The sequence below is a fragment of the Nonomuraea sp. NPDC050404 genome (assembly GCF_040655495.1).
Taxonomy (GTDB): domain Bacteria; phylum Actinomycetota; class Actinomycetes; order Streptosporangiales; family Streptosporangiaceae; genus Nonomuraea.
Window position 1 is genome coordinate 478,902 of record NZ_JBFAKB010000001.1, and the last position, 11,957, is coordinate 490,858.

Sequence of the window (11,957 nt, forward strand, 5' to 3'; positions counted from 1 at the left end):
AATGCGGACCAAGCACACCCTGGCGCTCCTGCTGACGGCGGTCGTCGCGCTCGCCGGGTGCGGCGTCACGGACACCGGTCCGGTGCGGGCCGGTGCGCCGGCCCGGGGGCAGGTGACCGTTCCGGCGGCGGAGCTGCTGCGGGTGTACTTCCTCGCCCCGCACGGTACGTGGCCCGTCGCCCGCCCGGCGTCACCCGGCGCCGGGCCGCAGGCCGCGCTCAACGCGCTGCTGGCCGGTCCCACCCGTCCGGAACGGGCCCGCGGGCTGGTCACGGCGCTGCCGGGTGGTTCGCGGCGGGTGCAGGCGCGGCCGTCGGCGGGGGCCGTCGATCTCTACCTGCCGTGGGTGGTGTCGGAGCTGCGCAGGCTGGCGGTCAACCAGCTCGTGTGCACAGCGGCCGCCGCGCCCGGCATCCCGGGTGGCCGGCGGCCGGTGGACGTGGTCGTACGGGTGCACGAGTCGGGGCTGGCGGCGGGTCCCTGGCTGGTCGCGTGCGACGAGAGCGGCACCGCCGTACCCATCGATGTCCCAGCGCAACGGAAGGAAGGCGCCGCCTCATGACACGCGTCCTGCTGATCGAGGACGACCCCGCCGTGCGCCGCGGCGTCACGCTGGGCCTGCGCCGGCGCGGCCATGAGACCGAGGCGGTCGGCACGGGCGAGGACGGCCTGATGTCGCTGGCCGCCTGCCCGCCGGACGTCGTGCTGCTCGACCTGATGTTGCCCGGGATGAGCGGCCTGGAGGTGTGCCGGCGCATCCGGGAGATCAGCCAGGTGCCCATCGTGATCCTCTCGGCCCGGGGCGATGACGTGGACGTGGTCGTGGGGCTGGAGTTCGGGGCCGACGACTACATCGTCAAACCGGCCAGCGACGGCGTGATCGAGGCCCGGTTGCGCGCGGTGATGCGCCGCCTGGCCCCCTCCCAGCCCGTCGCCGGCACCGGCGACGAGCGCACCACCCACGGGGACCTGGAGATCGACCGCGTCGCCCTGCGGGTGCGCAAACGTGGCGCGGAGCTGGCGCTGGCGCCGTCGGAGCTCAAGCTCCTGCTGTTCCTGTCGGCCTGGCCGGACCAGACCTTCAGCCGTCAGCAACTGCTGGAACAGGTGTGGGAGCACAGCTACTACGGCGACTCCCGGCTGGTGGACGCGTGCGTGACGCGCCTGCGCGCCAAGACCGAGGACGATCCCCGCAACCCCCGCTACATCCAGACGGTGCGGGGCTTCGGCTACCGCTTCGGCCCATTGTGAACGACCGCGCCTTCGCACCCGGCCCACCCCGCCCGCGCCGCCGCGGTGTCACGCTGGGCCTGCGCCGTTTCTTCACGCCCGGCCTGCGTACCGGGCTGATTCTCGGTTTCGTGCTGGTGTCCGCGCTCAGCGCACTCACCACCGCCGCACTCACCTTCCACCAGGCGCGCACCGCGATCCTGCAGCGCGCACAGGACAACGCCGTGCACGACCTGCGCACCCAGGTCGGCTCCCTCGCCCCGGATCTTCCCGCCAAGCCGGACGAGACGGATCTGCGTACCCTCACCAGGCATCTCGACCGGGCGGGCGGCTCGCGTGACTGGCGCACCGCCGCCGCCCACGGCGACGGCCCGCTGGTGGCCGCGCACGGCGCCCCGCCCGAACTGCCCGCCGGGCTGCGGACGTCGGCGTCCGCGGCCACCACCGCGCTGGTCCAGCGTTTCCACCAGGGCGGGCAGCCCCGGCTCGCGGTCGCCCTGCCCGTCGCGTACGCCGACCACCCCGGCAGGCCGTCCGGCCTGGTCGTCTACGCCGTCTTCTCCCTGCGCTCCCAGCAGCAGGACGTGGACGCCCTGGTCGCCGCCGCCCGCGCCGGCGCGCTGCCCGTGGTGCTGGCCTCGGTCGTGCCCGCGCTCCTGCTGGCCCGCCGGGTCCTGCGCCCGGTACGGCGGCTGCGTTCGGCGGCCGAGCGCATGGCTCAGGGCCGGCTGGACGCCCGGATCGAGGTGAGCGGCCATGACGAGCTGGCCGACCTCGGCCGGGCCTTCAACACCATGGCGGCGACCCTGCAGGCCGACGCCGTCACCTTGCGTTCCATGGAGGGCAAGGCCCGCAGGTTCGCCGCCGACGTCTCCCACGAGTTGCGCACGCCCCTGGCCGCGATGACCGCCGTGACCGGCATCCTGGACGGCGAGGCCGCCTCCGGCCGGCTCGGCGCGGAGACCTCGGAGGTACTCGCCCTGGTCGCCGACGAGACGCGCAAGCTCGCCCACATGGTCGAGGACCTCATGGAGATCTCCAGGTTCGACGCCGGCGCCGCCCGCCTGAACCTCGACGACATCGACGTCGGCGCGCTCGTCCGCAAGAGCCTCGCCCTGCGTCACTGGCAGGACCGGGTGGACGTGGCCACGCCCGCGGAGCTGCGTGCCCGGCTGGACCCGCGCCGGATCGACGTCGTCCTGGCCAACCTCGTCGGCAACGCCCTGCGCCATGGCGGGGCACCGGTCCGCGTCCTGGCCGTGGCCGCCGGGCAGGACCTCGTCATCACCGTCAGCGACGACGGGCCGGGGCTTCCGCCCGACCTGCTGGCGCACGTCTTCGACCGCTTCACCAAGGGCGACACCTCCCGTACGCGCAGCGAGGGCAGCGGTCTGGGATTGGCGATCGCCGCGGAGAACGCCCGCCTGCACGGGGGCACCCTCACCGCCGCCAACGCACCGGAAGGAGGAGCGGTCTTCACCCTCACCCTGCCGCGTGACCCGGCATGACCCGACGGCACCCGCGCCTGGCGGGTCTCGGACTGCTCCTCCTGCCGCTGACCGCGTGCTCGATCACCGCCACCGGCCCGCAGGCGGCCGGGCCGCCCGCCGCCGGGCTGCGCGGCCCCGCCTCCAGCCTCTCCTCGGCGGTGCACGTGTACTTCTACTCCGAGCAGGGACTCGAACGCGTCTCACGCCTCTACCGGGGCGCCGACGCGCCCGGGGCCGCCCTGCGGCACCTCGCCTCCGGGCCCGACGCCGCCGAACGTGCCCGCGGCCTGGTCAGCTACGCCGACCGCGGCGCCGCCGCCCCGACCGTCACCGCTCGCACCGCCGGCACCCTGGAGGTGTACGCGCCCAGGGGGTGGGAGTCCCGCAGCGCGCAGCGCCAGCTCGTGTGCACGGCGGCCGCCGCGGCAGCCGGAACCGGTCTCCATGACGTGCGGGTGAAGGTGCACCGGGCGGCGGACGGGGACACCGTCACGCAGGTGTGCACGGGGGCCGTGCTCGCCCACCACGGGTGAACCCGGTCTTCGCGGACCGTTGACCCGATCCATCACGAATCGAGAAGCGCGGGCCGGTACGCCGCAAGTAGCGTGACCACCATGGACATCACCATTCAGGCGAGCTTCCTGCCGCACGACGACCCTGACCTGTCCCTGGCCTTCTACCGCGACGTCCTCGGGTTCGAGGTCAGGACCGACGTCGGGTACGAGGGGATGCGCTGGATCACGGTCGGCCCCGCGAACCAGCCGGGCACGTCGATCGTCCTGCAGCCGCCGGCCCCCGATCCCGGCATCACCGACGACGAGCGCCGTACCATCGCCGAGATGATGGCCAAGGGCACCTACGCCGGCATCCTGCTGTCCACCACCGACCTCGACGGCCTCTTCGAGCGGGTACGGGCCGGCGGCGCGGAGGTCGTCCAGGAGCCGACCGACCAGGACTACGGCGTGCGCGACTGCGCCATCCGCGACCCGGCGGGCAACATGATCCGCATCAGCGAGACCCGCTGAACCCTTTCACGCCCCGGCCAGCACGGGGAAGTTGGCGCGCAGCACGCCGTGCGGGTCGCGGTCCCGCTTGATGTCGCGCAGCCTGGCGAGATCCCCCTCGGCGAAGGCCGCGGCGGCGCGCTCCCCGCCGGCCAGCATCGTGTACGGCTTGCGCCCGCTGACCAGCCCGCCGAACTCTTCGACGAACCGCTCCTGCCGGGCGCCCACGGCCGCGGACAACTCCGGGTTGAACGCGAGGCCGAACAGGTAGAGCAGGTACGGCTCGGCCACGGGACCGCTCGGCCCCGCATCGGGCCGCGCCGCGGCCAGCGCCCCGCCCAGGTGCCTGACCTGCACGCCGACCAGCGGCTCCATCGGCGTTTCGAGCAGTGTCTCCACCGCCGCGTCGTCCAGGCCGGTGAGCAGTTCGGCCCGGGAGCGGCCGGGCGACGGGTCGGTGGGCTCGGCGGCGATGTTGCCCAGGTCGGCCACGGCCACCGGTCCCCGCTTGTCGGCGATCACGTCGCCGATCTTGTCCAGCCGGGCGAGCAGCGCGCGCCCCTCGCCCTCCTCGCCGAGGTAGGCGACATCCAGGGCGACCATGGGCGGCGCCTGGGGGAACTGCGCGCGGCCGAACCAGACCGACAACTCCTCCGGCGCCTCGGCGGTGATCTCGCGGAATACCTCGAACACCTCGCGGGCGCGGTGGGCGGGCCACATCATCCGGCCACCGTACAGGGCGGGCGCCGGGTGCAGGTCGAACTCGATGGCCGTGACCAGCGCGAAGTCGCCGCCGCCACCGCGCAGCGCCCAGAACAGGTCGGGGTCGGAGCCGGCGGTCACCGTGTCGGTCTCGCCGTCGGCGCGTACCACGTCGAAGGAGCGCACGCTGTCGGCGGCGAAGCCGTACTTGCGGCCGAACCAGCTCAGGCCGCCGCCGAGGGTGTAGCCGGTCACGCTCACGACGGGGCTGCTGCCCGCCAGCCCCGTCAGGCCGAGCGGCCCGGCCTCGGCGAGCACCTCGCCCCACCTGACCCCGGCCCCCACCCTGGCCGTACGCTCCTCGCGGCGCACCTTCATGCCGCCCAGCCGCCGGGTACGCAGCAGGATGACGCCTTCGGTGTCGCTCACGGCCCCGTGGCCGCTGGGCTGGGCGGTCACGGTGAGGCCGGTCTTGGCCGCGTACCGGACGACGGCCGCCACGTCGGCGGCGTCCCCCGCGTCCACGACGGCGGCCACGGGCTGGCGCACCGCCAGGTTCCACGGCTTGGCCGCCTGCTCGAACCCGTCGTCGCCGGGCAGCAGCACCCGGCCCTCGACCGTGCCGCGCAGGTCCGTGTTCGTCATATTTCCTCTGCTCTCCGTCATCGTCTCCGGCCCCGTCGTCGGGGCCCATCGGTATGACGGATGTGGCGGAGGAGATGTGACAGGCCAAAGGATGAAATTTCCGGCTTAGGGGTACTTGTCGCGGGGCGGCTTCCAGGCGGGTCAAAACGCTTTGCCATGGCGGCGGGCGCCCCGGCATAGTCCTCCGGATGGAACGTGAACTGATCAGCCACCTCGCCCACGGCGACCACCCCATCGCCGCGCCCATGAGCGAGGCCAACCTGGACCGCCTGCTCACCCGGGCGAAACTGCCGCCCGGGGCCCGCATCCTGGACCTCGGTTGCGGCGAGGCCGCCTGGCTGACCAGAGCGCTGACCCTCCACCCCGACGCGACGGCCGACGGAGTGGACCTCTCCGCGTCCGCCCTGGCCGGGGCGGCGCAGGCGGCGGAGGGGCTCGGAGTGTCCGATCGGCTCCGGCTGCACCTCATGCCCGCCGCGGACTTCGTCCCGGACTCCGCCGATGGCGGGGCCTACGATCTGGTCCTGTCCATCGGTGCCACGCACGCCTACGGCGGTCTCGCGCCGACTCTGCGGGCCGTACGCGATCATCTGCGTCCCGGTGCGCTGGCGCTGGTCGGAGAGGGGTTCTGGGAGCAGGCACCCACGCCGGACCTGCTCGCCGCGCTCGGCGAGGAGCCGGACTCCTACGCCGATCTGGCCGGTACGGTGACGCGCATGGAGAGCGCCGGGTTCGCCACCGTCTACGGTCATCGCAGCACGCTGGAGGAGTGGGACGAGTACGAGTGGTCCTGGACCGGCACGCTGGCCCGCTGGGCGCTGGAGCACCCCGGCCCCGACGGGGAGGCCGCCCTGGCCGCCGCCCGCGAGCACCGCGACCTGTGGCTCACCGGCTATCGGGGTGTCCTGGGTTTCGTCACCCTCCTGCTGCGCCGCACCTGAAAGCCGAAGCGCCTCCCCCCGCCGACCGCACAGAGCCGGAGCCGAGCGACCCACGGCCGGGCAGCCCGCAGCCGGGCAGCCCACCGTTGGGCTGCTCACGGTTGGGCTGCTCACGGTTGGGTGGGCCGGGTCACCAGGTGACGTGGAGGGCCGATGGTCCGATGTCGACCCCGTCGCGGTCCCATTCGACGTCGTCGGCCGTCCCCACCAGCCGCAGCCCTGGCAGCCGCCGGGCCAGCGCGGCCAGTGCGGCGCCCACCTCCAGGCGGGCCAGCGGCGCGCCAAGGCAGTAGTGCACTCCATGCCCGAACACCAGTGACGGGCTGGAGCGCCGCTCCGCCACGAACGCGTCGGGGTCGGCGAAGTGGGCGGGGTCCCGGTGCGCGGCTTCGAGCCGGACCAGCACCAGGTCCCCGGCGGCGATCTCGGCCCCGGCCAGGTTCAGGCCGGTCTGGGCGAAGCGCGGGAAGGGCTCGCCGGTCGCCCCGGCCTGCAGGCGCAGGACCTCTTCGACGACGGCGGCGAGCTGTTCGCGGGTGGCTCCGGCCAGGGCGGCCAGCCGGTTCTCCGACAGCAGGCGGAGCACGGCGGTGGAGATCGCGTTGCGGGCCGACAGGTGACCGGCCGAGACGATGGTCGCGGCCATGGCGACGAGTTCGCCGTCGCCCAGCCGCCCGTCGCCGGCGTCCCGTACCGAGATCAGCGAGCTGAGCAGGTCGTCGCCCGGCGCCGCCCGCCTGGCCTCGACCAGCGTGGCGGCGAACGCGACGAGGTCCTCCCACGCCTTGGCGGCCACGGCCAGCTCCTCCTCTCCCCCGAACACGAAGTCGGCTCCGCCCGCGCCCGCCACGTCACGGAAACGTTCGCGGTCGCCGGGGTCCACGCCGAGCAGGTCGCTGATCACGGTGATCGCCAGCGGCGCGGCCAGTCCGGCGACGACGTCGGCGGGCGGCCCTGAGCGGGCGAGTGCGGCGACGTTCTCCTCCGCGACCTGCTCGACGCGGACGCGCAGCCGGTCGATCGCGCGCGGCCCGAACGCCTTGGACACCAGGCGCCGCAGCCGCGCGTGCGCCTCGCCGTCCTGGAACAGGGTCTCGTTGCCCGGATGGGCGGTACCGGGCGGCGTCAGCCCGAACCGGCGGTCGGACAGGACGGTCGCGACGGCGTCGTAGGAGGTCACGAGCCAGGCCGTGCGGCCGTCCCCGATCTGGGTCCTGGCGACGGGCTCGCTCTCGCGCAGCCGCGCGTACTCGGAAGGGGGCGTGAGGGGATCGGGCCGGTCGAACGGCGCTGTCATGGCTTTGCGCACCTCTCGGAGTCGGTGGCGGTGGTCCGCCTGCCTTCAGTCAAGAGGTTGACGTCGCGACAAGGTCAAGCCGGAGCCGGGCGATCCGCCGCACCCGGAAGCGCGGCGGATCAGGCAGGCCCGCCATCAGCGCACCCGGAAGTACGGCGGATCAGGTGGCCGCACCCCAGCGCACCCCGAAGTACGGCGGATCGAGTGGCCGCAGCCAAGCGCACCCCCAAGTGCGGCGGGTCGGGTGGGCTCATTCCCAGTCGGCGCCGAATCCCGCGAAGAAGAACGACGCTTCAAAGGTCGAGGAGTCGATGAACATCGAGATGCCCAGCCCCAGGAAGATCGGGTGGTTCAGCTCGATCGTGTTGTCGGGCTTGATCTGGAGTTTGTCGCCGCAGATCAGTACCCCGCGGTCCTCCACCCGGTTGTTGTTGTCGAAGATGTGCACCCTGGTGATGCAGCTGCTGACGTCCGACCGCCCCAGGATGAAGACCCGCTTGAGCCGGGGCCGCACGCCCTGGAGGATCACCGGGGTGGGCATCGCGACGTGGAACCACTGCTTGGTGCCGCGGTGGAGCTTGGTCTGCGTACCGAACCCGAAGCGGGTGCATTCGTGGAGTAGGTGGGGAGTCTCGGGGATGACCGCGTTTCCGTGAGTCCACATCGCTGTGAGGGCCACGTCTCCTCCTTGTCGTTGGTCGTTGGAGGAAAGCGCTGCCGCGCGGCTCAGCTCAGACGTATGTCACCATGTCCCCCGGTACATGGGCGGCACCCGGCACGCCCGGCCTCGGCTTTCCCCTCATTGCCGAAGAGATCGACACCGGTCCGGCACCCCGCCAGCTCCCGTCCGGGTTAATCGACCCCACCGTAAAGGAGTTGTGCGACCTACCGGCAATCTCCGAACATGCACACTTGCCTATCGTGTAAGCCACATGTACAGGGAGTACCCATGATTCCCGAGACTCCGACCGGTCCCGTGCCCGTACCGGTGGTCGTCGCCGCGCTCGCGCGGGGCGCGGACATCACCCCCGTGTGGCGCAACGAACTGGGCGGGCTGACGTTCCGGCTCGGCCGGGCCCGCTACGCCAAGTGGGTCGCCGCGGGCACCCCCGAGATCGACCTGGCCGCCGAAGCGGAGCGGCTGGCCTGGGCCGCGCGGTGGGTGGCCGTGCCGCCCGTGCTCGAACACGGCAAGGACGCCGACGGACAGTGGCTGGTGACGGCGGCCGTGCCGGGCACCTCCGCGGTGCTGCCGCGCTGGGCCGCCGAGCCGGCCGTCGCGTGCGCCTCCATCGGCCGGGGGCTGCGCCTGCTGCACGACGCGCTGCCGGTCGCGGAGTGCCCGTTCGACTGGGGTGTGGCGCGGCGGCTGCCGCGCGCCGACGAGCGCATCGCCGGCGGCGAGGGTCCGGCCGGCTGGTCGCCCGAGCACCGGCGGCTCGGTCTCGCCGGGGCCAGGGCGCGCATCGGCGCGCCCCCGCCGATCGACCGGCTCGTCGTCTGCCACGGCGACGCGTGCGTGCCGAACACGCTGCTGCACGAGGACGGCACGTTCGCCGCGCACGTGGATCTCGGCTCGCTGGGCGTCGCCGACCGGTGGGCGGACCTCGCCGTCGCGGCGTGGAGCACGGTGCACAACTTCGGGCCCGGGTACGAGGGCCACGTGTACGAGGGGTACGGCATCGAGCCGGACGAGGAGCGCATAGCCTACTACCGGCTGCTCTGGGACCTGGCGTGACCCCTACCCGGACGGGGCGATGTTGAAGTTGTCGCGGAAGACGTTGTCCGGGTCGTAGCGGCGCTTGAGTTCCCGCAGGCGCGTCAGCGTCGTGCCGGGGTAGGCCTCGTGGAGGCGTTCGGGGCGCAGGTCGGTCTCGAAGTTGAGGTACGTGCCGTTGAAGTGGGGCAGCAGGCCGTCCCACGCCGCGTCCAGCGCGCGCCGCCCGGGGCCGAACGCCACGAGGCTGAAGTTGGCCGACCGGTTCGCGTACGCGGTCGCGTCGGGAGCGACGTCGGACACGGCGCCACCCACCGCCCTGACCTGGAAGAAGTACGTCAGCCCCGACGCGATCAGCTCTCCGGCCGCCGCGCTCAGCGCGGGCGTGAGGTGGTCGGCCAGCGCGGACCTGGTCACCGGGTCGCCCTGGGCCTGGTGCGTGGCGGGCGGGACGTGCATGATCGACTCGTAGGGGCGTACCTGGATGGAGTAGTCCAGCAGCGGGGCCGTCTCGGAGATCGGCCGCAGCCGGCTGACGATCGTGTCGGCGTCGTCGGAGTCCACCACCGCCAGGATCTGGGCGATGAGCGGCTGTCCCGGGCGGGGCCCGCCGATGATGACGGAGGCGGTCACGTCGCGCGGCGCGCTCTCCATGGCGGCGCCCCAGCGTTCGAGGAAGCCGGCCGTGTCCGAGGCGTCCATCACGAACTGGGCGAACCCCACGTCGCCCACCTCGTCCACCTCGAACTCGAAGGAGGTGACGATGCCGAAGTTGGCGCCCGCGCCGCGTACGCCCCAGAACAGCTCGGCGTTCTCCCGCTCGTCGGCGTGCACCTGGCTGCCGTCGGCCGTCACCAGGTCCACGGCGCGCAGGTGGTCGATGGTCAGGCCGTGCTCGCGGGCGAACCAGCCGATGCCCCCCGAGGTGGCCAGCCCGCCGACGCCCACGCCGCCATAGTCGCCGGAGCTCAGCGCCCAGCCGTGCGGGGCGAGCGCCGCGGCGACGTCGCTCCAGCGCGCCCCCGGCCCGACGCGGACGCGGCGGGTCTCCTTGTCCAGGATCTCGATGGCGTTCAGGCGCGACACGTCGATGACGATGCCGCCGTTGTTGGTCGATCGGCCGCTGATGCCGTGCCCGCCGCTGCGGATGCCCAGCTTCACCGGCTGCGTACGGGCGTAGCGCACGGCCTGGCCCACCTCGGCGGGCGTGCCGGGTCGCAGGATCAGGCCGGGGGATCCGCCGCGCAGGTACGTGGAGCGCACCCGCGCGAACTCGGCGTCCCCCGGTTCGACCGCCGAAGCGGCGAGGGCGGCGGGGATGGCGTCGTAGTCGATGCCCTCACGACGGCCGTGCCGGCTGCTCATCGCCCGGCCCGTTCCCCTGCCACGAGCTCCCGCACCTTGGGCGCCACCTGCTCGCCGAACGTCCGGATGGTGGCGGCGTCGTCGGTCGCGAGGATGTAGCCGGAGAAGCCGTACCGGAGGGTCAGGGCGGCGAGCTGCTCGGCCCACTGCTCCGGCGGCCCGTTCAGGAAGCCGTCCGGGTTCGCGGCGAAGCGGCCGGAGATGTTGAGCAGGCGGCGGATCGCGGCGGGGTCGCGCCCGGCCTCGGCGGCGGCCGCGTCGATGATCGTGTTGGCGTCGGCGAGCTGGTCGAGGCTCTGGACGTAGGACAGCGAGGGCAGCCAGCCGTCCGCCTTGGCGCCGATCAGGCGCAACATCCTCGGCTTGTAGGCGCCGAGCCAGATCCCGATGTCGTGTGCGGGCGCGGGCCCGCGCTTGGCCCCGTCAACCTGGTAGTACGTCCCATCCACCCGGAACAGCGACCGGTCGTCCGCGCGCCAGATGCCGCGGATGATGTCGATCGCCTCGCCGAGCGCGTCCACGGCCTGGCCCGGGGTCAGCCGCCGGCCGCCCATGGCCCCGACCGCGTCCCAGAAGGCGCCCGCGCCCAGGCCCAGCTCGAACCGGCCGCCGCTGAGCAGGTCGAGGCTGGCCGCGGCCCTGGCGAGCACGGCCGGCGGGCGGAGCGGGAGGTTGATGACGTTGCCCGACAGGTGGATGCGCTCGGTCCGCGCGGCGGCGTACGACAGCAGCGTCCAGGTGTCGAGGAAGGCCGACTGGTAGGGGTGGTCCTGGAAGGTCGCCAGGTCCAGCCCGGCGGCCTCGGACTCCTGCGCCAGCGAGACGACCTCTTTCGGGGAGGCGTTCGCGGGGGTGATGAAGGACCCGAACGTCAGGTCGTGCCCGTAGTCAGGCATGGTGTGCTCCTCCTCCGCCCGGGACGGGGCAGATATGTTGTCCCGCAGACTATCTTTGGGCCAGACGAGTTGCACAACAGCGCTTCGCGCGGGGGCATTCCCCGCACGTGGGAGGGGGTCAGGCGCCGTCCGAGAGCATCTCCTCGGCCACCTCGCACGGGTCCCTGACCGGGTCGATGTCGCGCACGTCGCAGGCCACCCGCCGCAGCAGGCTCCTGAACGTCTCGCGCTCGCCCGCGTCGAGCGCGCCGAGCAGGCCGTCCTCCGCGTCGCGGACCCGCCGTTCCAGATCGCCGAACGTGCGCAGGCCCGCGTCGGTGGCCACGATCCTGCGCTGGCGGCGGTCGGCGGGGTTGAGGCGGCGCTCCACCAGGCCGGCCTTGACCAGGTCATCGACGAGGTAGGTCATGACGGTCCTGTCGATGCCCAGGTGTGCGGCCAGGGCGAGCTGGGTGGGATGGGCGCCGCCGGCCACGGCCGCGAGGGTCTGGTAGCCGCGCGGGCCGTGCGGCAGATCGCCGATCACCGTGACGACGGAGCTCTGGTAGGCGCGCAGCAGCACCCCGAGCGTCCATCCGAGGTTGTCCTCACCGGAACCGCCGGACGCGCCGGACGCGCCCGACCCGCCGGACCCGTCGGATCTGTCGCCGGGCCGTCCAGTGGTGCTCAT

General features: G+C 73.3%; 13 protein-coding genes. 7 read left to right on the top strand and 6 right to left on the bottom strand.

All coding sequences use genetic code 11. The annotated features are described in order from the left end of the window. Position 1: 1 nt before the first annotated feature. From AB0I81_RS02120 to AB0I81_RS02140, 5 genes are all read left to right on the top strand, one after another. The gene (locus AB0I81_RS02120) at positions 2-562 is read left to right on the top strand and encodes a GerMN domain-containing protein (RefSeq protein ID WP_360648378.1); all 561 of its coding nucleotides are present in this window, start codon (positions 2-4) and stop codon (positions 560-562) included. Then, entirely contained in the window at positions 559-1,251 is a 693-nt protein-coding gene (locus AB0I81_RS02125; RefSeq protein ID WP_360648381.1) for a response regulator transcription factor, read from the top strand. The genes AB0I81_RS02120 and AB0I81_RS02125 overlap by 4 nt, the downstream gene beginning before the upstream one ends. Beyond that, positions 1,248-2,738, top strand: a complete 1,491-nt coding sequence (locus AB0I81_RS02130; RefSeq protein ID WP_360648384.1) for a HAMP domain-containing sensor histidine kinase — start codon at positions 1,248-1,250, stop codon at positions 2,736-2,738. The genes AB0I81_RS02125 and AB0I81_RS02130 overlap by 4 nt, the downstream gene beginning before the upstream one ends. Then, positions 2,735-3,253, top strand: a complete 519-nt coding sequence (locus tag AB0I81_RS02135) for a hypothetical protein (protein WP_360648387.1) — start codon at positions 2,735-2,737, stop codon at positions 3,251-3,253. Before AB0I81_RS02130 ends, AB0I81_RS02135 begins: the two co-directional genes overlap by 4 nt. 81 nt (positions 3,254-3,334) lie before the next feature. Beyond that, on the top strand, positions 3,335-3,745 hold the full coding sequence (locus AB0I81_RS02140) for a VOC family protein (protein ID WP_360648390.1): 411 nt from the start codon (positions 3,335-3,337) through the stop codon (positions 3,743-3,745). A gap of 6 nt (positions 3,746-3,751) precedes the next feature. Here AB0I81_RS02140 and AB0I81_RS02145 read toward each other — a convergent pair whose 3' ends face one another. After that, complete coding sequence (locus tag AB0I81_RS02145) at positions 3,752-5,071, bottom strand: FAD-binding oxidoreductase (RefSeq protein WP_360648393.1); 1,320 nt, start codon at positions 5,069-5,071, stop codon at positions 3,752-3,754. Between the two features lie 188 nt (positions 5,072-5,259). On the opposite strand from AB0I81_RS02145, the gene AB0I81_RS02150 reads away from it, so the two are divergent. Beyond that, complete coding sequence (locus AB0I81_RS02150; RefSeq protein ID WP_360648396.1) at positions 5,260-6,012, top strand: class I SAM-dependent methyltransferase; 753 nt, start codon at positions 5,260-5,262, stop codon at positions 6,010-6,012. Positions 6,013-6,142: 130 nt separating this feature from the next. On the opposite strand, the gene AB0I81_RS02155 is transcribed toward AB0I81_RS02150, so the two are convergent. Together AB0I81_RS02155 and AB0I81_RS02160 are read right to left on the bottom strand one after the other, a co-directional pair. Then, positions 6,143-7,309 (bottom strand): cytochrome P450, encoded by a 1,167-nt coding sequence (locus AB0I81_RS02155; protein ID WP_360648398.1) that lies wholly within the window; start codon positions 7,307-7,309, stop codon positions 6,143-6,145. Between the two features lie 250 nt (positions 7,310-7,559). Beyond that, the gene (locus AB0I81_RS02160; RefSeq protein ID WP_360648400.1) at positions 7,560-7,988 is read right to left on the bottom strand and encodes a DUF6623 family protein; all 429 of its coding nucleotides are present in this window, start codon (positions 7,986-7,988) and stop codon (positions 7,560-7,562) included. A gap of 270 nt (positions 7,989-8,258) precedes the next feature. Between AB0I81_RS02160 and AB0I81_RS02165 the strand changes: the two genes are divergently transcribed. Continuing rightward, positions 8,259-9,047, top strand: coding sequence for an aminoglycoside 3'-phosphotransferase (locus AB0I81_RS02165; RefSeq protein ID WP_360648403.1), 789 nt, complete (start codon positions 8,259-8,261; stop codon positions 9,045-9,047). 3 nt (positions 9,048-9,050) lie between these two features. Here the strand turns inward: AB0I81_RS02165 and AB0I81_RS02170 are convergent, their stop codons facing one another. The 3 genes from AB0I81_RS02170 to AB0I81_RS02180 form a co-directional block, all read right to left on the bottom strand. Continuing rightward, positions 9,051-10,391 carry an FAD-binding oxidoreductase gene (locus tag AB0I81_RS02170; RefSeq protein ID WP_360648406.1) on the bottom strand — a complete coding sequence of 447 codons (1,341 nt, stop codon included), beginning with the start codon at positions 10,389-10,391 and terminating at the stop codon, positions 9,051-9,053. Continuing rightward, positions 10,388-11,287 (bottom strand): LLM class flavin-dependent oxidoreductase, encoded by a 900-nt coding sequence (locus AB0I81_RS02175; protein ID WP_360648410.1) that lies wholly within the window; start codon positions 11,285-11,287, stop codon positions 10,388-10,390. Before AB0I81_RS02175 ends, AB0I81_RS02170 begins: the two co-directional genes overlap by 4 nt. A 118-nt stretch (positions 11,288-11,405) precedes the next feature. After that, complete coding sequence (locus tag AB0I81_RS02180) at positions 11,406-11,957, bottom strand: MarR family winged helix-turn-helix transcriptional regulator (RefSeq protein ID WP_360648413.1); 552 nt, start codon at positions 11,955-11,957, stop codon at positions 11,406-11,408.

Bases quoted from the DNA above. Each gene is read 5' to 3' on its own strand.
- AB0I81_RS02145 (WP_360648393.1), bottom strand. From the start codon at position 5,071: ATGACGAACACGGACCTGCGCGGCACGGTCGAGGGCCGGGTGCTGCTG.
- AB0I81_RS02120 (WP_360648378.1), top strand. From the start codon at position 2: ATGCGGACCAAGCACACCCTGGCGCTCCTGCTGACGGCGGTCGTCGCG.
- AB0I81_RS02150 (WP_360648396.1), top strand. From the start codon at position 5,260: ATGGAACGTGAACTGATCAGCCACCTCGCCCACGGCGACCACCCCATC.
- AB0I81_RS02170 (WP_360648406.1), bottom strand. From the start codon at position 10,391: ATGAGCAGCCGGCACGGCCGTCGTGAGGGCATCGACTACGACGCCATC.
- AB0I81_RS02140 (WP_360648390.1), top strand. From the start codon at position 3,335: ATGGACATCACCATTCAGGCGAGCTTCCTGCCGCACGACGACCCTGAC.
- AB0I81_RS02125 (WP_360648381.1), top strand. From the start codon at position 559: ATGACACGCGTCCTGCTGATCGAGGACGACCCCGCCGTGCGCCGCGGC.
- AB0I81_RS02175 (WP_360648410.1), bottom strand. From the start codon at position 11,287: ATGCCTGACTACGGGCACGACCTGACGTTCGGGTCCTTCATCACCCCC.
- AB0I81_RS02165 (WP_360648403.1), top strand. From the start codon at position 8,259: ATGATTCCCGAGACTCCGACCGGTCCCGTGCCCGTACCGGTGGTCGTC.
- AB0I81_RS02155 (WP_360648398.1), bottom strand. From the start codon at position 7,309: ATGACAGCGCCGTTCGACCGGCCCGATCCCCTCACGCCCCCTTCCGAG.
- AB0I81_RS02135 (WP_360648387.1), top strand. From the start codon at position 2,735: ATGACCCGACGGCACCCGCGCCTGGCGGGTCTCGGACTGCTCCTCCTG.
- AB0I81_RS02180 (WP_360648413.1), bottom strand. From the start codon at position 11,957: ATGAGCACCACTGGACGGCCCGGCGACAGATCCGACGGGTCCGGCGGG.